At 47.1% G+C, this 19,600-nt stretch carries 18 protein-coding genes; 16 read left to right on the top strand and 2 right to left on the bottom strand.

Annotated elements, in window-relative coordinates:
• Positions 1-26 precede the first annotated feature (26 nt).
• Together DW642_RS01975 and DW642_RS01970 are read right to left on the bottom strand one after the other, a co-directional pair.
• A complete protein-coding gene (locus tag DW642_RS01975) occupies positions 27-1,061 on the bottom strand; it encodes a 3-deoxy-7-phosphoheptulonate synthase (protein WP_117509093.1) in 1,035 nt (344 codons plus the stop codon).
• A 167-nt stretch (positions 1,062-1,228) separates the two neighbouring features.
• On the bottom strand, positions 1,229-2,590 hold the full coding sequence (locus tag DW642_RS01970; RefSeq protein WP_117509092.1) for an oligosaccharide flippase family protein: 1,362 nt from the start codon (positions 2,588-2,590) through the stop codon (positions 1,229-1,231).
• Positions 2,591-2,748: 158 nt separating this feature from the next.
• Here DW642_RS01970 and DW642_RS01965 point away from each other — a divergent pair, with 158 nt between their 5' ends.
• From DW642_RS01965 to secG, 16 genes are all read left to right on the top strand, one after another.
• Positions 2,749-3,204, top strand: a complete 456-nt coding sequence (locus tag DW642_RS01965) for an RrF2 family transcriptional regulator (RefSeq protein ID WP_022463329.1) — start codon at positions 2,749-2,751, stop codon at positions 3,202-3,204.
• 6 nt (positions 3,205-3,210) lie between these two features.
• A complete protein-coding gene (gene nifS / locus DW642_RS01960; protein ID WP_022463328.1) occupies positions 3,211-4,392 on the top strand; it encodes a cysteine desulfurase NifS in 1,182 nt (393 codons plus the stop codon).
• A 108-nt stretch (positions 4,393-4,500) separates the two neighbouring features.
• Entirely contained in the window at positions 4,501-4,938 is a 438-nt protein-coding gene (nifU, locus tag DW642_RS01955; RefSeq protein WP_022463327.1) for a Fe-S cluster assembly scaffold protein NifU, read from the top strand.
• Positions 4,939-4,940: 2 nt separating this feature from the next.
• Positions 4,941-6,035: a tRNA 2-thiouridine(34) synthase MnmA gene (mnmA, locus tag DW642_RS01950; RefSeq protein WP_117509091.1), complete on the top strand. Its 1,095-nt coding sequence runs from the start codon at positions 4,941-4,943 to the stop codon at positions 6,033-6,035.
• A complete protein-coding gene (locus DW642_RS01945) occupies positions 6,032-6,832 on the top strand; it encodes a histidinol-phosphatase HisJ family protein (protein ID WP_117509090.1) in 801 nt (266 codons plus the stop codon). The genes mnmA and DW642_RS01945 overlap by 4 nt, the downstream gene beginning before the upstream one ends.
• A 263-nt stretch (positions 6,833-7,095) precedes the next feature.
• On the top strand, positions 7,096-8,109 hold the full coding sequence (gene gap / locus DW642_RS01940; protein WP_022463324.1) for a type I glyceraldehyde-3-phosphate dehydrogenase: 1,014 nt from the start codon (positions 7,096-7,098) through the stop codon (positions 8,107-8,109).
• A 214-nt stretch (positions 8,110-8,323) separates the two neighbouring features.
• Entirely contained in the window at positions 8,324-9,517 is a 1,194-nt protein-coding gene (locus DW642_RS01935; RefSeq protein WP_022463323.1) for a phosphoglycerate kinase, read from the top strand.
• A 35-nt stretch (positions 9,518-9,552) separates the two neighbouring features.
• The gene (tpiA, locus tag DW642_RS01930; protein WP_022463322.1) at positions 9,553-10,305 is read left to right on the top strand and encodes a triose-phosphate isomerase; all 753 of its coding nucleotides are present in this window, start codon (positions 9,553-9,555) and stop codon (positions 10,303-10,305) included.
• A gap of 246 nt (positions 10,306-10,551) precedes the next feature.
• Positions 10,552-11,832: a type I restriction endonuclease subunit R, EcoR124 family gene (locus DW642_RS01925; protein ID WP_416822260.1), complete on the top strand. Its 1,281-nt coding sequence runs from the start codon at positions 10,552-10,554 to the stop codon at positions 11,830-11,832.
• An 84-nt stretch (positions 11,833-11,916) separates the two neighbouring features.
• Positions 11,917-13,425 carry an ATP-binding protein gene (locus DW642_RS01920; RefSeq protein WP_117509089.1) on the top strand — a complete coding sequence of 503 codons (1,509 nt, stop codon included), beginning with the start codon at positions 11,917-11,919 and terminating at the stop codon, positions 13,423-13,425.
• A gap of 347 nt (positions 13,426-13,772) precedes the next feature.
• Positions 13,773-14,156, top strand: a complete 384-nt coding sequence (locus tag DW642_RS01915) for a RidA family protein (RefSeq protein ID WP_055218381.1) — start codon at positions 13,773-13,775, stop codon at positions 14,154-14,156.
• Positions 14,157-14,171: 15 nt separating this feature from the next.
• Positions 14,172-15,461 (top strand): homoserine dehydrogenase, encoded by a 1,290-nt coding sequence (locus tag DW642_RS01910; protein ID WP_117509088.1) that lies wholly within the window; start codon positions 14,172-14,174, stop codon positions 15,459-15,461.
• A gap of 181 nt (positions 15,462-15,642) precedes the next feature.
• Positions 15,643-17,184 (top strand): 2,3-bisphosphoglycerate-independent phosphoglycerate mutase, encoded by a 1,542-nt coding sequence (gpmI, locus tag DW642_RS01905; protein ID WP_022463319.1) that lies wholly within the window; start codon positions 15,643-15,645, stop codon positions 17,182-17,184.
• A 270-nt stretch (positions 17,185-17,454) separates the two neighbouring features.
• Positions 17,455-17,688, top strand: coding sequence for a hypothetical protein (locus tag DW642_RS01900; RefSeq protein WP_117509087.1), 234 nt, complete (start codon positions 17,455-17,457; stop codon positions 17,686-17,688).
• A 56-nt stretch (positions 17,689-17,744) separates the two neighbouring features.
• The gene (gene eno, locus DW642_RS01895) at positions 17,745-19,088 is read left to right on the top strand and encodes a phosphopyruvate hydratase (protein WP_022463318.1); all 1,344 of its coding nucleotides are present in this window, start codon (positions 17,745-17,747) and stop codon (positions 19,086-19,088) included.
• 86 nt (positions 19,089-19,174) lie between these two features.
• On the top strand, positions 19,175-19,411 hold the full coding sequence (secG, locus tag DW642_RS01890) for a preprotein translocase subunit SecG (protein WP_055226503.1): 237 nt from the start codon (positions 19,175-19,177) through the stop codon (positions 19,409-19,411).
• The last annotated feature ends 189 nt before the right edge of the window (positions 19,412-19,600 follow it).

The raw sequence follows: 19,600 nt of genomic DNA, 5'->3' as shown, positions 1-19,600 counted from the left end.
TGTGTTTTTGCAACGAAGGAGAAAATTTAGCACTCCTCAGCAATATCGTAAATCAGTCGTTCGGTCTGATCCCATCCAAGACACGGGTCGGTAATGGATTTTCCGTAAACATGGGTTCCGCATCCGATTTTCTGATTGCCAGGCTCCAGATAGCTTTCGATCATAACACCTTTTACGAGACTTTCGATATCCTTGCTGCATCGTCTTGTGTGCAGAACGTCTTTGACGATACGGATCTGCTGCTCGTATTTCTTTCCGGAGTTGGAATGGTTGGCATCGATGATGGTAGCCGGGTTTACGAGATGTGTTTCGTTGTATTTCTCCAGCAGAAGCTGAATGTCCTCGTAGTGATAGTTCGGCACGGAGTTGCCGTGCTTGTTGGTCGCACCGCGGAGAATGGTGTGCGCCAGCGGATTTCCGCTTGTCTTTACCTCCCAGGTACGGTAAATAAAGGAGTGGGAGCCCTGTGCGGCAATGACGGAGTTGATCATAACAGAAAGATCACCGCTGGTCGGGTTTTTCATGCCGGCCGGAATGTCGATGCCGGAAACAGTCAGACGGTGCTCCTGGTTTTCTACGGAACGTGCGCCGACCGCAACATAGGAGAGAATATCGGACAGATAGCTCCAGTTGGACGGATACAGCATTTCGTCTGCAGAAGTCAGATCAGTCTCTTCTACTACACGCATATGCATTTTACGCATGGCGATCAGGCCGTGCAGCAGGTCCGGCTTTCCTTCCGGGTCCGGCTGATGAACGATACCTTTGTAGCCTTCACCTGTGGTACGCGGTTTGTTGGTATAGACACGCGGGATGATGATCAGTTTGTCGGATACTTTGTCGGCAACCTTTGCCAGACGGTGATTGTACTCCAGAACAGCGTCTTCGTTGTCTGCGGAGCAAGGTCCTACGATAACAAGAAATTTATCGGAATCCCCGGTAAAGACTTTTGCGATTTCAGCGTCACGCTGTTTTTTGATTTCGGTTGCGCGGGCGCTTAAGGGATATTGTTCCCGGATCTCTGTTGGGGTGGGAAGTTTTCTTACAAATTCAAGGCTCATTTTCGTTCTCCTTTATCTTAGATGCACTTCTTTTCTAGCTGCGGGCAGAGGAGCGTTCTTGTGTGCCCCGTCGCAAACTATCTATAAATTATAATACATAACGCGAAGATTGTCGATATTTTTTCGGCGAAAATTCTGTTTCTCTTAAAAAAGATAGAAAAAAGGTATCAATGAACAGCAAATCCGTTTGCAGATTCCCGATGCAGGAACAAAAGTGCCATTGTCATAATGGTAAGTTCACTTGCAAGAATACCATAGAGATAGCCGCGGATACCGAAAACCGGGACGAGAAAAAGAATTGCAAGAATACGAATTACATCTCCGGCAAGGTTCTGGAAAAAAACGAGAGAAGTTTTTCCAAGGCCGTTTAAAATGCTTCCAAGTGTCGTTTCCAGATAGAGAAAAGGACTTAAAAATGAAAGGATACGCAGAAAAGCGCCGACTTCTTCGTTTTGAAAAAGGAAACGTCCAAGCCACGGACCGAAAAAGAAAAAGGCAAAAACAGCGGAAGTGCCAAGCAGCACACAGAAAGAAATTGTATAACGGATTGTGTCTGATATTTGCTCCGGCGTACCGTCGGCCTGCTGTTTTGCTACGCCGGGCAGAAGCATGACGGACACCGCGTGGGTGATGGCAGATGGAAAAAAGATCATAGGAAGTGCCATACCGGTGAGAATGCCATACTGCGAGAGCGCTGCTTTCCGGGAAAGACCGAAGGTGACCAGACAGCCGGGGAGCAGAGCACTTTCAATGCTGTGGAGGACATTCAGAAGAATACGGTTCAGCGTAAGCGGAAGATTCAAAACGGCAAGCTCTCGGAAGGTATCGTACCAGAGGGTCTTTTCTTTGAAAAAAACAGAAATCGGGCGGTGTTTCTGAGGGGACCTGCTGTGCGAGACGGACAGGCAGGCCATCAGAAAGAGACACGAAAAGAGTTCGCCGGCGGCAGTACCGAATGCAGCGACAGCGGCAGAGGGGAGGCTTGTGGAAAGACAGAAAAGCCAGGCAAGGTAGGAAGCGCCCATGCGCACGAACTGTTCCAAAAGCTGGCAAAAAGAAGGCAGTGCCGTCTGATTCTGGCCAAGATACCATGCCGAGAGACAGTTGTGGATCCCGGAGGGGAGAATGCCGAGTGATAAAATCCGGAGGAGCAGAATCGTCCGCGGCTCAAAAAGAAGCCGTGTTCCGATAAAATCCGCGCTGAAAAAGAGAAAGATGGAGGCGGAGAAGGAAAGTATCACTACAATGCCGCATCCGGCCGCCAGACAGATCTTTGCCCGTCTGGAATCCTTTTTGGCAAGGTACGATGCGACAAAGCGCGAGAGCACCGTCTGCATGCCGCCTGCGCCAAGGGAGAGCATCAGTGCGTAGAGTGGTGTGGCGAGCTGGTAGATACCAAAGGCTTCCGCACCGATCCGGCGCGACAGGAATATTCTATAGAGAAATCCAAGAATTCTGCAGATGATCCCGGACGCGGTCAGGATCAGTGTGCCAAGAAGAAGCGTGTTCTTTCTTGTGATTTTCAGCATGGGATAGACTCCTTTCACGGCATTGCGCAGATAGTCTAAAATATGCGAAAAAACTCCTTGACAGAACCCCGTGAGAGGTGCTATTCTGAGTGAGAAATAAATCCGATTAAAACTGTCGGAATTGGAAAACGACAGCACAGGAAAAAGGAGAACCAGGAATGAAATTATCGACCAAGGGAAGATATGGCCTGCGTGCCATGATCGATCTGGCGAGTCACGAAGAAGAGGGTGCAGTGTCCATTGCCAGCATTTCAGAACGCCAGAATATCTCAGAGAGCTATCTGGAGCAGCTGGTGCGTCCGCTTCGAAAAGCCGGATTCATTGAGAGTGTGCGGGGAGCAGGCGGTGGATATGTACTTGCAAAACCGGCAGATTCCATTTCGGTAGGAGATGTTCTCCGTGTGCTGGAGGGCGGACTCGAGGCAGTCACGTGCTCGGTCAATGAAGGCCTGGGCGGCTGCGATGCGGCCGATTTCTGCGTCACGCGTTTTGTGTGGCAGAGGATCAATGAGGGAATTACGAACGCTGTGGATTCCATCAGCCTCGGAGAGCTGGTTCAGCAGAGCCGGCAATTAGAGAAAAACAGAAACAGCGATAGAAATGACAAGGAGTGAACAACAATGATTTATCTGGACAATGCGGCAACAACAAAAACAGCCCCGGAAGTTGTCGAGGCTATGCTTCCTTATTTCAGCGAATACTACGGAAATCCATCCAGTATTTATGCAATTGCAGGAAAAAGCAAAGAAGCCATCACCAAAGGAAGAGAGCAGATCGCAAACGTGCTCGGCGCAAAACCGGAGGAAATTTATTTTACAGCCGGCGGCAGCGAGTCCGATAACTGGGCGTTAAAAGCTACCTTTGAAGCATATAAAAATAAAGGAAACCACATCATTACCACAAAAATCGAGCATCATGCGATTCTTCATACCTGTGAGTATCTGGAAAAAGAGCGCGGTGCGAAAATCACCTATATCGGCGTCGATGAGAACGGCGTTGTCAATCTGGATGAACTCGAAGCAGCCATCACACCTGAGACCATTCTGATTTCCGTTATGGCGGCAAACAACGAAATCGGAACGATTCAGCCGATCAAGGAAATCGGAAGAATTGCAAAAGAACACAATATTTTATTCCACACAGATGCCGTACAGGCATTTGGCCAGATCCCGATCAATGTGGATGAGTGCAATATTGATATGCTCAGTTCCAGCGGTCATAAGATTAACGGACCGAAAGGAATCGGCTTCCTTTACATCCGAAAGGGTGTGAAAATCCGCTCCTTCGTACACGGCGGTGCGCAGGAAAGAAAACGCCGTGCCGGAACAGAAAATGTACCGGGCATCGTAGGATATGGAGTTGCGGCAGAGCGTGCGGCAAGAACTATGGCGGAGCGTACCGCAAAAGAAATCGAAGTACGTGATTATCTGATCAACCGTATTTTAACCGAGATTCCGAACTGCCGTCTGAACGGCGATCCGGTAAAACGTCTGCCGAACAACTGCAACATCAGCTTTGAATTCATCGAGGGAGAGTCCCTTCTGATCATGCTGGATATGAAAGGTATCTGCGCATCCAGCGGTTCTGCATGTACTTCCGGATCCCTGGATCCGTCCCATGTACTGCTGGCCATCGGACTGCCGCACGAGAAAGCACACGGTTCCTTACGTCTGACTTTAAGTGAGGAGATCACAAAAGAGGACGTTGATTTCGTTGTAGAGCAGATCAAAGCGATCGTAGACCGTCTGCGCAGCATGTCCCCGCTGTATGAGGATTACATCAAAAAACAGCAGGGTAAATAAGTTAAAAAAAAATAAGACAGTCCATCCAGAAAGCCGGTACAGAAAAATTCAGGTAAAAGCTGTGCCGGAGGAGGACTGCTTTGAAATAGTTCAGGAGGAAGAATAACAATGTACAGTGAAAAAGTAATGGATCATTTCCAGCATCCGAGAAATGTAGGAGAAATTGAGAACGCAAGCGGTGTAGGTACCGTTGGAAATGCAAAATGCGGCGATATCATGAGAATGTATCTTGACATCGACGATAACGGAATCATTCAGGACTGCAAATTCAAAACCTTCGGCTGCGGCGCCGCAGTTGCAACCAGCAGTATGGCAACCGAGCTGGTAAAAGGAAAAACCATCCAGGAAGCTCTGGAAGTAACCAACAAAGCCGTTATGGAAGCACTCGACGGACTTCCGCCGGTCAAAGTTCACTGTTCTCTGCTTGCAGAAGAAGCAATTCACGCTGCACTCTGGGATTACGCAGAGAAACACCACATCAAGATCGAAGGTCTTGCAAAACCGAAGTCTGATATCAGCGAGGGCGAGGAAGAGGAAGAATACTAAGTATGGGAAAAAAGAAAGTAGTCGTTGGAATGTCCGGCGGCGTAGATTCCTCGGTGGCAGCGTATCTCCTGAAAAAAGCAGGATACGATGTCATCGGGGTGACCATGCAGATCTGGCAGGATGAGGCCGAGACAGTCCAGGAGGAAAACGGGGGCTGTTGCGGCCTTTCTGCTGTTGATGATGCAAGGCGCGTGGCACAGGTGCTGGACATTCCGTATTATGTCATGAACTTCAAAAAAGAGTTCCGTGAGAACGTCATGGACTATTTCACGAACGAATATCTCTGCGGCAGAACACCGAACCCGTGTATCGCCTGCAACCGCTATGTGAAATGGGAAGCGTTGCTTCAGCGCAGTCTTTCCATTGGAGCGGACTACATTGCGACCGGACATTATGCAAGAATCGAACAGCTTGCCAATGGACGGTATGCGATTGCAAATTCGGTAACAGCGGCAAAAGACCAGACGTATGCACTGTATAATCTGACCCAGGAGCAGCTTTCGCATACGCTGATGCCGGTCGGAGACTACACAAAAGATCAGATTCGTGAGATTGCAGCAAAAATCGGTCTTCCGGTAGCAAAAAAGAAGGATTCCCAGGAAATCTGCTTCGTGCCGGATCAGGATTACGCTTCCTTTATCCGGAACGAGACAGGAATCGTGGCACCGAAAGGCAATTTCGTGAATACAAAGGGTGAAATCCTCGGTACCCATGAGGGGATTACCCATTACACCGTAGGACAGCGCCGCGGACTCGGCCTTCCGATGGGACACCGCGTGTTCGTACTGGAAATCCGTCCGGAGACGAACGAGGTTGTGGTCGGCGAAAATGAAGAGGTTTTCGCAAAAGTAGTAAAAGCAAACAAAGTAAACTATATGGCAATTCCGCCGCTGGAACTTGGAGAAGAGCTCTCCTGCACCGCAAAAATCCGGTACGGGCACAAAGGCTCCCCGTGCGTGATCAAACGGACCGGGGAAGATGAGATTACCTGTACCTTCCCGGACGGCGTGCGTGCTCCGACACCGGGACAGGCTGTTGTCTTCTACGTGGACGGCTGTGTCGGCGGAGGCGGAACGATTACGGAGGCCGAAAGATGAAAATAGCGGACTGTCATATGCACAGTTTCTTTTCAAGTGACAGCGAAGCACCAACAGAAGAGATGGTAAAACGGGCAGTCGAGCTGGGACTTCCGGCAATCTGCCTGACGGATCACTACGATATGGATTACAGTACCGGCGAGTTCCAGCTCGATACACCGGCATATGCGGCAAAAATCCGGGAACTGCAGGAAAAATACCGCGACAAAATCGATATCCGATTCGGCGTGGAACTGGGACTGCAGCTCCACTTAAAAGAACGGATGGAAGAGTATGTAAATGCGTGGCCGTTCGACTATGTGATCGGCTCCATGCATGTCATTGACGGAAAAGACCCCTATTATGAGGATGCTTTCCTGGACTGGACAGCAGAAGAGCTGTACCGGGCGTATTTTCGGGCTACAGCAGAAAATATCCGGTTCTTCCACAATTTCCAGACGCTTGGTCATCTGGATTATGTGGTACGCTACTGCAGAGAAAAGGGAAAAGATTACAGCTACCGCGCATTTGCGGACGAGATCGATACCATTTTAAAAGAGCTGATTCAGTACGATATCGCGCTGGAAATCAACACCGGCGGCTACAAGGCAGGCCTTGGCGTGCCGAATCCGACGCCGGATGTCATCAGAAGATACCGGGAACTGGGCGGCGAAAAGATCACCTTCGGTGCCGATGCCCACAAACCGGAACATATAGCGTTTCATTTCGCGGACGCGTCAGCTATCGCGCAGGAAGCCGGATTCCGGTACTACGTGCGGTTTAAAGAGAAAAAGCCGGAATATCTGCCGATCCAATAGAAAACACGCAGGAAAAGCCGGAAAAAGCCCCAGAAAGGCTGGATTCCGGCTCTTTCTGCAATAGACGGATCTTTCGAAATTTTGCAGAAATACGGATTGGCATCCGGCTTCTTCACAAATTTTAGAAATAATTTCGTATTTTCTTGAAAATAGAACTTGAATTTTCCGACGAAATTAGGTATTATACAGATAAGGTTGATGTTTCTTTAACAAAGTACAGAGACTCAAAATTAAAATTCACTTTTTAGGAGGAATTGAAAATCATGGCAGTAAAAGTAGCAATCAATGGTTTTGGCCGTATCGGACGTCTTGCATTCAGACAGATGTTTGGAGCAGAAGGTTATGAAGTAGTAGCAATCAACGATTTAACATCCCCGAAGATGTTAGCTCATCTGTTAAAATATGACTCTTCTCAGGGAAAATATGCTCTGGCTGATACCGTAACATCCGATGAAGATTCCATCACAGTAGATGGCAAAAACATCAAAATCTATGCTTTCCCGGATGCTAACAACTGCCCATGGGGAGAGCTTGGCGTAGACGTAGTTCTGGAGTGCTCCGGATTCTACACCTCCAAAGCAAAAGCTCAGGCACACATCAATGCAGGCGCTCGTAAAGTAGTTATCTCCGCTCCGGCTGGTAACGACCTTCCGACCATCGTTTACAATGTAAACCATGAGACCCTGACAGCAGACGATAACATCATCTCCGCTGCATCCTGCACCACAAACTGCCTTGCACCTATGGCAAAAGCTCTGAACGAACTGGCTCCGATCAAATCCGGTATCATGGTTACTATCCATGCTTACACTGGAGATCAGATGACTCTGGACGGACCGCAGAGAAAAGGCGATCTGAGAAGATCCCGTGCAGCTGCAGTTAACATCGTTCCAAACAGCACCGGTGCTGCAAAAGCAATCGGCCTTGTTATTCCGGAACTGAACGGCAAACTGATCGGTTCTGCACAGCGTGTTCCAACCCCAACCGGTTCTACCACAATCCTTACAGCAGTTGTAGAAGGAACTGTAACTGTTGACGAGATCAACGCAAAAATGAAAGCATCTGCAACCGAGTCCTTCGGATACAACACAGATGAAATCGTATCCAGCGACATCGTTGGTATGAGATATGGTTCTCTGTTCGATGCAACTCAGACTATGGTTCTTCCGCTGGACAACGGAACAACAGAGGTACAGGTTGTTTCTTGGTATGATAACGAGAACTCCTACACAAGCCAGATGGTTCGTACCATCAAATACTTCAGCGAGTTAGCATAATTTAACAAACTGAACGGCAAAATTTCAGAGCCCAAAGGGTCCGGTCTGTTAAGGACCGGGCCCTTTTTGCGAATGCGGCGGAAAAATACGGCACAAAAACAGCCCTTTTCCGTGTGCAAAAATTATAAACTGCATTTTTAAATAAGGACCGCGATGCCGCAAAAACAAAGAAACGGCGCGGCAGATGCAGTTGGATATATGGAGGGAAACGCCCATGTTAAACAAAAAAACCGTAGATGATATCAACGTAAAAGGAAAAAGAGTCCTTGTAAGATGTGACTTCAACGTTCCGCTGATCGATGGAAAAATCACAGATGAGAACCGTCTGGTAGCAGCTCTTCCAACGATCAAAAAACTGATCGCTGACGGCGGAAAAGTAATTCTCTGCTCTCATCTTGGAAAACCGAAAGGAGAACCAAAACCAGAGCTTTCTCTTGCACCGGTTGCAGTTCGCCTTTCCGAGCTTCTTGGACAGGAAGTTAAATTTGCAGCAGATCCTGAGGTTGTAGGACCGAACGCAAAAGCAGCTGTTGAGGCTATGAAAGACGGAGATGTAATCCTTCTGGAGAACACCCGTTACCGTGCAGAAGAGACCAAAAACGGTGAGGAGTTCAGCAAAGAACTGGCTTCCCTGTGTGACGTATTCGTAAACGATGCATTCGGAACCGCACACCGTGCTCATTGCTCCAATGTTGGTGTTACCAAATATGTTGACACTGCTGTTGTTGGTTACCTGATGGAGAAAGAGATCGCATTCCTTGGAAATGCTGTCAACAATCCGGAGCGTCCGTTTGTTGCCATCCTTGGTGGATCCAAAGTATCCAGCAAGATTTCTGTTATCGACAACCTGATCGATAAAGTTGATGTCCTGATCATCGGCGGTGGTATGGCTTATACCTTCGCAAAAGCAGCAGGCGGCACCGTTGGTGATTCTCTGCTTGAGATGGATTATCTGGATTATGCAAACAAAATGAAAGAAAAAGCAGCAGCAAAAGGCGTGAAACTGCTTCTTCCGGTAGACAACGTTGTTGCAGATGCATTCTCAAACGACGCAAATACACAGGTTGTTCCGGCCGGACAGATTCCGGATGGCTGGGAAGGTCTGGATATCGGACCGGAAACTGCAAAACTGTTCGCTGATGCTGTTAAAACTGCTAAAACCGTTGTATGGAACGGACCGATGGGATGCTTCGAGATGCCGAATTTTGCAGCAGGAACCAAAGCAGTTGCAGCAGCACTGGCTGAAACAGATGCAGTTACGATCATCGGCGGCGGAGATTCCGCAGCAGCTGTAAACCAGCTTGGATATGGCGATAAGATGACTCATATCTCCACTGGCGGCGGCGCTTCCCTGGAGTTCCTGGAAGGAAAAGAACTGCCGGGCGTTGCAGCAGCAAACGACAAATAAGAATTTATATTCAAAACTAAGGAGATCAAACGATCATGGCAAGAAAGAAAATTATCGCCGGAAACTGGAAAATGAACATGACTCCGAGCGAGGCAGTAGAATTAGTCAATACATTAAAACCACTGGTAGCAAATGACGACGTTGACGTTGTTTTCTGCGTACCGGCCATCGATATCATCCCGGTTGTAGAGGCTGCAAAAGGCTCCAACATCCAGATTGGTGCTGAAAATATGTATTTTGAGGAGAAAGGTGCTTTCACAGGCGAAATCTCCCCGGCTATGCTGACAGACGCTGGCGTGAAATACGTTGTACTTGGCCACTCTGAGAGAAGAGAATACTTCGCAGAGACCAGCGAGACCGTAAACAAAAAAATGCTGAAAGCTTTCGAGCACGGCATCACCCCGATCATGTGCTGCGGAGAAACTCTGGAGCAGAGAGAGCAGGGTGTAACGATGGATTTCATCCGTCAGCAGGTAAAGGTTGGATTCCTGAATGTAACAGCAGATCAGGCAAAAACAGCCGTTATCGCTTACGAGCCAATCTGGGCAATCGGAACCGGCAAAACTGCTACAACAGAGCAGGCTGAGGAAGTTTGCAAAGGCATCCGCGAGTGCATCGCTGAAATCTATGATGATGCAACAGCAGCAGCTATCCGTATCCAGTACGGCGGCTCTGTAAACGCAAAAACTGCACCGGAACTGTTCGCACAGGAGAACATCGACGGCGGCCTGGTAGGCGGAGCATCCCTGAAACCAGATTTCGGAGCTATCGTAAACTACAATAAATAATTGATTTTGTACGAAATCAATCAATAAAACGGGCTAAAACGCCACCAAACACGGTGAATTCGGCAGAAATGCTGAAGGTGAGGTGTTTGGTGGCGTTTTGCTGTTTTTTATGCAACATATAACCCTTGATTTAGCTATAGAGAGTGCCAGTTTGTGCAAAAAGAAATCACTTCGTTTCTGTGTTTTGAAGCGGAGTGATTTTTTGCGCGGATTGAAAAATTCACGTTTTCGTGATATGCTTGTTTTATATCTGTCGACCAGCCGTCCAGAGAGTTTCTGGAAGAAGTAATCAAGGATTATAACAAAATGTTCCATACGAACTACGATACCTCAAGTGATAAATTCCAGAATTATTATAAAGATGTGTCGCTTCGCATGAAGAATAAGGAATTGGACATTCTGATCGTAGTCAATATGTTTCTTACCGGTTTTGATGCGACGACTATGAATACGCTGTGGGTAGATAAAAATCTGAAAATGCACGGACTGATACAGGCGTTTTCCCGTACAAACCGTATTCTGAATTCTATCAAGACCTTTGGAAATATTGTATGTTTCAGAAATCTGCAGAAGCGAGTAGATAGTGCCATTTCCTTGTTTGGGGATAAGAATGCCGGGGGCATTGTTTTGCTGCAGAGCTTTAAGGATTACTATTACGGATATGAATCCGTAGATGGTAAGCCAATGCCAGGGTATGTGGATCTGATGGAGGAATTGAATCATAAGTTTCCGCTGTCAGAACCGCAGATTGTCGGAGAGCAGAACCAGAAGGATTTTATTGCTTTGTTTGGTGCTATTCTTCGTATGAGAAACCTTCTGCTTTCCTTTGACGAATTTAAGGGGAATGAGCTGATTTCTGAGCGCAATTTGCAAGACTACATTGGACGTTATCAGGATTTGCGTGACGAGTGGAAACGGAAACGCCGGGAAAGTACGGATATTACAGATGATGTGGTGTTTGAAATTGAATTGATCCGGCAGGTAGAAATCAACATTGATTATATTCTGATGCTTGTAAAGAAGTATCATGATACCCACTGTGAAGATAAGGAAGTGCTGATAACCATCAATAAAGCGATTGATGCCAGCCCGGAGCTGCGCAGCAAGAAACAGCTTATTGAAACCTTTATTGCAGGAATCAATGATGTGGACGATGTTATGGATGAGTGGCATGAATTTGTTGTGGAACAGCGTGATTATGATCTTAATGTAATTATTGTGGAAGAAAAATTGAAGCCGAAAGACACACGAAAGTTCATAGAGAATGCGTTTCGGGACGGAGAGATCAAAACAGCGGGAACGGATATAGATAAAATCATGCCGCCAATTTCTCGTTTTGGTGGTGGCGGAAGAGCCAAGAAAAAACAGAGAGTCATTGAAAAACTGAAAACGTTTTTTGAAAAATATTTCGGTATCGGTGGTTCGTATTCCTTTAATGAGCCAGAGCATAAAGCCGTGACATACGATCTGAGCGATCAGGAAACAGTGTTGATGGCGGCAGAATCTGAAGCACCATACGGAAAATAGTCATAAATGAATGGAACCACATTGGAAGCAAAAAGCAAAATAATAGAGTCATCATGGACAAAACTTAATCATGGAGGTGATCGGATGACAATAGAAGAAATCCTTGCTGGAGAATCCAAGAACGTTGAATTCAAAGTACAACGTCCAGACAAGAGCATGAAATATATGAAAACGGTTGTTGCTTTCGCTAACGGAAAAGGTGGGAGGATTATATTTGGTATTGACGATAAAACAAGAGAAGTTGTTGGCATTCCGGAGGATAAAGTTTTTCGGGAGATTGATGCGATTACGAATGCTATTTCTGACAGTTGTGAACCTACAATTATCCCGGATGTTTATTTGCAAAATATAAATGATAAACCTGTAATTGTTGCAGAAATCAGGACGGGACGTCGGAAACCATATTATATTAAGGCAGAGGGGCTGGAGAATGGCGTATATATTCGAGTTTCTGGAACAACACGCCCTGCTGACCGTGATATGTCAAGAGAATTATATTATGAATGCGATGCCCGCTCTTTTGATTCAATAATCCGCAGAGATATAGAAGTGACCGATGAAGATATTAAAAGTCTCTGTGAACAAATGAAGGAAGTTGCTATTGCCAACTGCAAATCCAATCTTCAGCGATCAGCAGTTAAAGATGTAACGAAAAATGTTTTGCTCAGTTGGGGAATTTTGAAAAAAGATGAGAATGAAAAAATCTATCCGACAAATGCGTATATTTATTTAACGGGACAAGGTGGACTCCGTTCCATGATACAGTGCGCTGTGTTTAAGGGAACGACGCGAGCTGTCTTTTTGGATCGACGTAATTATGAAGGACCGCTTTGGAAGCAAGTAGAGGAAGCGGTGCAGTTTGTCCTTAGAAATATTCGTATGGGATGTCGGCTGGAAGGAGTATATCGACAGGATATTTATGAACTGCCGCCGGATAGTATCCGTGAGTTGATCGTTAATGCAGTTATGAATTGCAGTTACATTCAGAATTCTAATATTCAGGTGGCAATTTATGATGATCGCTTGGAGATCACATCTCCTGGTGGACTGCTTCCTGGCGTAACGATTGAGTTGATGAAGGAAGGATTTTCAAAAATCCGAAATCGTTCGCTTGCCAATGCTTTTGCCTATATGAACCTTGTGGAAGCATGGGGAAGTGGTATTCCGAAACTTATGCAGGCTATGCAGGAATACGGATTGCGTGAACCGGAATTTATTGATATGGAAGTAGCTTTCCGCATCAATCTTTATCGCGGCCAGAATGAGGTCATTGAGGTCAAAAATCGAGATCATGACCTCAATCATGGGTCAAATGATCTCAATCGTGAGCCCGATAATCTCAATCATGAGCCTGTTGACCTCGATCGAGATCCCAATGACCCCAATCATGATCCCAAAGATGACCTTGAAATTCAATTGTCAGAAATGATTTATAAAAATCCGGAACTGACTCAGAAAGAATTAGCAAAAGCGCTTGCAGTTTCTACGGCAACGATTAAGCGTATGCTTACAAAAATGCAGCATGAAGGTAAAGTTATCCGTGAGGGGTCTAATCGAAAAGGAAAATGGATATTGACGGATAAAATGAAATAGGATTGATGATTTGATTGGAAAAGGCAAATGAATTTACCGGCTTTTTTAAGAAAATCAGACGAACTTACAGAACAGTTATCAAAGAAACAAGTGATTGCTGTTATGTCGACATATCACAAAAGATATCCTAGACGGAGTGCGTTCATACATGAATTAATAGAATTTGGATATGTGAAATGAACGATTCTGAACTTTTCTTGTGTCCGGGAGCGGCTTTTTCGCACTTGCGGACATCTCCCACATGTGATATGATGGGAACGACAAAAGTGTCGGAAAAACCGCATGATAGAGGGAAAAAACGCGGCAAATCAGACGACGCGAAAGAAAGCATAAAGGAGAATATGATTATGGCAAGAGAAATCATTAATACAGAAAAAGCACCGGCAGCAATCGGACCTTATGTACAGGCAGTCGCAGACAACGGCCTTTTATTTATTTCCGGACAGCTTGGCTTTGATGTAGAGCATGGCAGCGTGATCCCGGAAACCGTAGAAGAGCAGGCAACCCTCTCTTTAAAGAATCTGGACGCAATCATGACAGCAGCAGGAACTGACCGCACGAAAGTGATGAAAACAACCATTTTCCTGACCGATATGAACGATTTTGCCAAGGTAAATGAAGTATACGGTGCTTTCTTTGGCGAGTCCAAACCGGCTCGTTCCTGTGTAGCAGTTGCCGCTCTTCCAAAAGCAGCAAAAGTAGAAATTGAATGCATCGTATCCCTGAAATAAGAGGGAGAGATGAGTATGGCAGAGGAAAGAGTAATTAAAATCGGAATGCTGGGTCTTGGCACCGTCGGTACCGGTGTGTACAAAGTGCTGAAAAGCCAGCAGGAGGAAATGCTTCCGAAGCTGGGAGCGCGTGTGGAGCTGAAAAAAATTCTCGTGCGCAATGTGGAAAAAGCAGCTGCAAAGGTTGATGATCCGTCGATCGTTACCATGAACTTTGAGGACATTGCCAATGACCCGGAGATTGAGATTGTTGTTGAGGTTATGGGTGGAAAACAGCCGGCTATGAATTACATTCTTGCCTGCCTGGATGCAGGAAAGAATGTTGTAACGGCAAACAAAGACCTGGTGGCATCTGAGGGTAAAAAAATCCTTGCGGCAGCAAAGAGAAACGGAAAGGATTTTCTCTACGAGGCATCCGTGGCGGGAGGAATTCCGATTATCCGTCCGGTGAAACAGTGCCTTGCAGCCAATCATATCACAGAGCTGATGGGTATTTTCAACGGTACCACAAATTTTATTCTGACAAAAATGTCGCAGGAAGGCATGGAGTTTGGCGATGCACTCCGTCTGGCGCAGGACATGGGTTATGCGGAAGCAGACCCGACCGCAGATGTGGAAGGTCTTGATGCCGGCCGGAAAGTGGCAATTCTTGCTTCAGCAGCGTTCAATTCCAGAGTGACATTTGAAGATGTTTACACCGAAGGCATTACCAAAATCACGGCGACCGATATCCAGTACGCAAAAGAGATGGGATGCACGATCAAGCTGCTCGGCGTGGCAAAAGATACCCCGGAAGGAATCGAAGCTCGCGTTCATCCGATGCTGATCGACAGCAATCATCCGCTTGCGACTGTCAATGATTCCTACAATGCCGTATTCCTGACAGGCGATGCCGTACAGGATACGATGTTTTACGGACGAGGTGCCGGAGAGCTTCCGACTGCGAGTGCTGTTGTGGGTGATATTTTCGATGTCGTGCGCAATATTTTATGGAACTGCTGCGGCAGAATCGGCTGCACATGCTACCGGGAATGCCCGATCAAGCGTGTCGGCGAAATTAAGTCGAAATATTTTGTACGCATGCAGATTGAAAATCGGTATGGAACGCTGGCATCGGTAGCTTCTGTCTTTGGAAACAACAAGGTTTCGATTGCACAGATGCTTCAGAAACGTGTCAATGGAAAATACGCCGAGATCGTCGTCATTACGGACGAGGTCAAAGAGCGCCATTTTGAGGATGCCATGCAGATTTTAGGCGGAATGTCGATGATCCAGGAGATTTCTTCGACAATCCGGGTATACTAACAAAATGTAACAATTCAGATCCATGCGAAATGGAAGAAAAATCGCGAATCATGCTTGCATGAAGGAGCGCTTTTTCTGGAGTTTCATATGGCGAAAAGCAACATCGAGATGCAGCGTAAGCGGAATCGAGATGGGGATCTGGATTGTTACCCCAAAATTAAATCAAAGAAGGGAATTCACAATGAGTAAAAAACCAACCGTATTAATGATTCTTGACGGATATGGACTGAATGACAAATGCGAGCATAACGCTGTCTGCGAAGCAAAAACTCCGATTATGGACCAGCTGATGAGCCAGTGCCCGTACGTAAAAGGACAGGCCAGCGGACTTGCTGTAGGTCTTCCGGACGGACAGATGGGTAACTCTGAGGTAGGCCATCTGAACATGGGCGCAGGCCGCGTTGTATATCAGGAGCTGACCAGAATCACGAAAGCAATCCAGGACGGTGATTTCTTCGAGAATGAAGAGCTGGTAAAGGCTGTTGAAAATGCAAAAGCAAATAATTCCGCACTGCACCTGTTCGGACTTCTTTCTGACGGCGGTGTTCACAGCCACATCACCCACGTATTCGGACTTCTGGAGCTGGCAAAACGTAAGGGTCTCGAGAAAGTTTATGTACACTGCTTCCTGGATGGCCGTGACACTCCTCCGGCATCCGGAAAATCCTATGTTGAGCAGCTGCAGGCAAAAATGGATGAGATCGGTGTCGGCGAAATCGGCGTGATCTCCGGCCGTTACTATGCAATGGACCGTGATAACCGCTGGGATCGTGTCGAGCTGGCTTACAAAGCTCTGACAAAAGGGGAAGGCGTAGAAGGAACCGATGCGGCAGAGGCTGTTCAGGCTTCTTATGATGCTGAAAAAACCGATGAGTTCGTTCTGCCGACCGTTCTGAAAAAAGACGGAAAACCGGTTGCAACGATTCAGGATAAAGATTCTGTGATTTTCTTCAACTTCCGCCCGGACCGTGCAAGAGAGCTGACAAGAGCATTCTGTGCAGATGAGTTCACCGGATTTGAGAGAGAAAAACGTCTGGATCTGACCTACGTATGCTTCACGGAATACGATGAGACCATCCCGAACAAATCCGTTGCATTCAAAAAAGAAGAGATCACCAATACCTTCGGTGAGTATCTGGCAGCACATAACATGACGCAGGCTCGTATCGCCGAGACCGAGAAATATGCACATGTAACCTTCTTCTTCAATGGCGGCGTTGAGGAGCCAAATAAAGGTGAGGACAGAATCCTTGTGAAATCCCCGAAGGTTGCTACTTATGACCTGAAGCCGGAGATGAGTGCTTACGAAGTATGCGACAAGCTGACGGATGCCATCCGTTCCCAGAAATACGATGTCATCATCATCAACTTTGCAAATCCGGATATGGTTGGCCATACCGGCGTTGAGAGCGCAGCAATCCAGGCAGTTGAGGCTGTTGATGAGTGCGTAGGCAAAGCAGTTGATGCATTAAAAGAGGTTGACGGCCAGATGTTTATCTGTGCGGACCACGGAAATGCAGAGCAGCTTGTAGACTATGAGACCGGCGAGCCATACACCGCTCATACCACCAATCCGGTTCCGTTCATTCTGGTTAATGCAGACCCATCCTACACGTTAAGAGAGGGCGGATGCCTGGCAGACATCGCACCGACCCTGATCGAGCTGATGGGAATGGAGCAGCCAAAAGAAATGACAGGAAAATCCCTGCTGATTAAGAAATAAAGAGAAATCGTGAAAATGTCCCTGCCGGATTCGTTTTGAAACGGGTGCGGCAGGGATATTTTATCATAATAATCTGAAAATAAAAATAATTACGCAATAAGAGACAGAATAAAAATGAAAAACAGATAAAAAATCAAAATAAAGTGTTGACAAACGGTGAGAAAACTGATATAGTAAAGTCAACAAAAGAAAACGGAAGAAAAAAACAGAAAGAGAGGACGGACCACCGAGAACATAACGAATTACCCCATAAACTAAGAAAGAGAAGGTATGGACCCAAGAAAACGTAACGAAGTACCCCAAAGTGAAACAAAAGAACAAAAGAACAAAAAAAGAAAGGATTCAGTCCAATGCACAGTTCTAACTTATGAAAGCCATCCGAAAATGGAAAAATCGGATGGCTTTCATATTGCGTTTTTTATGTTTGAAAAGAATAAGGACTGGAAAAAAGAGGTTTCGACAGAGAGAGCAACATATTTTTCCCATAGCACGGTCATACTGTGAACGCAGAGAAGAAACTTGGTTACTGTTCACTTTGCAGCAAAACAGGAGGGAAAACTATGTTTCGATATTTACCAATTCGAAGCGTGACAGGAAGAGAAATTCTGGATTCGCGCGGAAATCCGACCGTAGAGGTGGAAGTGGCCGTCGGGGAGGGGATTCTCGGGCTGGAAGGCCATATGGGGCGTGCCCAGGTGCCGTCCGGGGCATCGACAGGAAAATTTGAGGCACTGGAAAAAAGAGATCAGGAAGTGCGCTATCTGGGGCAGGGCGTGAGAAAGGCTGTAGAAGCGGTCAATACCGTGCTGGCCGATGCCGTTGTCGGCGAGAATGCGCTCGAGCAGGAGCGGATTGACCATATCCTGTGCCAGGCAGACGGAACCGAAACGAAAGAAAACCTCGGGGCAAACGCCATTCTCGGTGTCTCACTTGCTGTAGCGCGCGCGGCGGCAAATGCGCTTCATCTGCCGCTGTACCAGTACCTGGGCGGCTGCCACACAAGCCGTATGCCCGTGCCGATGATGAATATTTTAAACGGCGGCCGTCATGCCGACAACACCGTCGATCTGCAGGAATTTATGATTATGCCGTGCGGCGCTCCCTCATTTCGGGAGGGTCTTTCCATGTGCGCGGAGATTTACCATACGCTGAAGCAGCTCCTGAAGGAGAAGGGATACTCGACTTCTGTCGGCGATGAGGGCGGCTTTGCGCCGGATTTAAAGGATTCCGATGAAGCACTGCAGCTCATTGTCAATGCGGTCCAGAAAGCCGGCTATGCGCCCGGAAACGACGTGATGATCGCGATCGATGCGGCGGCAAGCGAGCTCTACGAGGAGAGCAGGAACGTCTACTACTTTCCCGGGGAATCCCGTCAGTGCGGAAAGACAGTATTTCGGGATACCGCAGAAATGGTTGCCTACTATGAGGAACTGATCGAAAAATACCCGATCGTATCCATCGAAGACGGGCTGTGCGAGGACGATTTCGAAGGCTGGAAACAGATGACGGAAGCGCTCGGGAACAGAGTACAGCTGGTCGGGGATGATCTGTTTGTGACGAATGTAAGAAGGCTTTCCTGCGGCATTGCACTTGGCACGGCAAATGCGGTTCTGATCAAGGTAAACCAGATCGGAACGCTCTCTGAGGCGCTGGATGCGGTGGAGATGGCGCAGAGAGCAGGGTACCGCGCCGTCATTTCCCACCGGTCCGGAGAGACAGAGGATGATTTTCTGGCAGACCTTGCCGTCGCGACAGGCGCCGGCCAGATCAAAACCGGAGCACCGTGCCGGTCGGAGCGGAATGCGAAATACAATGAGCTTCTCCGCATCGAGGAACGCCTCGGTGAGGAAGCGAAATACCGGAATCCGTTCCCGCAAAAGGGAACCGGCGTAAGAGAATGGTGAAAAACGGCGTAAAATAGGCAAATAACAGTTGAAATCGTTCTTCCGCTATGGTAAAATAATATAAGTTGGCCGTAGGAGGTGTAATTGTGGAAATTTTAAGAACGATTTTGACAGTCATTTATGTCATTGATTGTATTGCTTTAACCGTTGTTGTATTGATGCAGGAAGGAAAACAGCAGGGTCTCGGTGCTATCGCAGGTATCTCAGACACTTACTGGGGAAGAAACAAAAGCCGTTCTGCAGAAGGAACTCTGATCCGTGCAACAAAAATCATGGCAGTTCTGTTTATTGTACTGTCGGTTGTATTAAACATGAATTTTTAGCAAAGTAAAGACATCCTTATTCCCACGAGAAGGCGTAAGGGTGTCTTTTTCTACAAAGAGGAGATAATAGATGAAAGATAATAAGAAGAAAAAAGATCGGAGGAAATATCCGCAGGGCAGCGCGGCGTCCCATGCAGGACAGAACAGCGGGAACCATGGCGGTCATGCGGGCCATCCGCGTTCCAGAAG

Source organism: Blautia sp. AM23-13AC (assembly GCF_003435675.1).
Lineage (GTDB): Bacteria > Bacillota > Clostridia > Lachnospirales > Lachnospiraceae > Fusicatenibacter > Fusicatenibacter saccharivorans.
The sequence above is the reverse complement of the archived record's forward strand: the minus strand, read 5'-3'. Positions and strand labels throughout refer to the sequence as shown.

Excerpts from the sequence above, each read along its gene's own strand:
- DW642_RS01900 (WP_117509087.1), top strand. The coding sequence starts at position 17,455 with ATGGACCCAAGAAAACGTAACGAAGTACCCCAAAGTGAAACAAAAGAA.
- tpiA (WP_022463322.1), top strand. The coding sequence starts at position 9,553 with ATGGCAAGAAAGAAAATTATCGCCGGAAACTGGAAAATGAACATGACT.
- DW642_RS01965 (WP_022463329.1), top strand. The coding sequence starts at position 2,749 with ATGAAATTATCGACCAAGGGAAGATATGGCCTGCGTGCCATGATCGAT.
- DW642_RS01915 (WP_055218381.1), top strand. The coding sequence starts at position 13,773 with ATGGCAAGAGAAATCATTAATACAGAAAAAGCACCGGCAGCAATCGGA.
- DW642_RS01975 (WP_117509093.1), bottom strand. The coding sequence starts at position 1,061 with ATGAGCCTTGAATTTGTAAGAAAACTTCCCACCCCAACAGAGATCCGG.
- gpmI (WP_022463319.1), top strand. The coding sequence starts at position 15,643 with ATGAGTAAAAAACCAACCGTATTAATGATTCTTGACGGATATGGACTG.
- nifU (WP_022463327.1), top strand. The coding sequence starts at position 4,501 with ATGTACAGTGAAAAAGTAATGGATCATTTCCAGCATCCGAGAAATGTA.
- mnmA (WP_117509091.1), top strand. The coding sequence starts at position 4,941 with ATGGGAAAAAAGAAAGTAGTCGTTGGAATGTCCGGCGGCGTAGATTCC.
- nifS (WP_022463328.1), top strand. The coding sequence starts at position 3,211 with ATGATTTATCTGGACAATGCGGCAACAACAAAAACAGCCCCGGAAGTT.
- DW642_RS01970 (WP_117509092.1), bottom strand. The coding sequence starts at position 2,590 with ATGCTGAAAATCACAAGAAAGAACACGCTTCTTCTTGGCACACTGATC.
- DW642_RS01910 (WP_117509088.1), top strand. The coding sequence starts at position 14,172 with ATGGCAGAGGAAAGAGTAATTAAAATCGGAATGCTGGGTCTTGGCACC.
- eno (WP_022463318.1), top strand. The coding sequence starts at position 17,745 with ATGTTTCGATATTTACCAATTCGAAGCGTGACAGGAAGAGAAATTCTG.
- gap (WP_022463324.1), top strand. The coding sequence starts at position 7,096 with ATGGCAGTAAAAGTAGCAATCAATGGTTTTGGCCGTATCGGACGTCTT.
- DW642_RS01920 (WP_117509089.1), top strand. The coding sequence starts at position 11,917 with ATGACAATAGAAGAAATCCTTGCTGGAGAATCCAAGAACGTTGAATTC.
- DW642_RS01945 (WP_117509090.1), top strand. The coding sequence starts at position 6,032 with ATGAAAATAGCGGACTGTCATATGCACAGTTTCTTTTCAAGTGACAGC.
- DW642_RS01935 (WP_022463323.1), top strand. The coding sequence starts at position 8,324 with ATGTTAAACAAAAAAACCGTAGATGATATCAACGTAAAAGGAAAAAGA.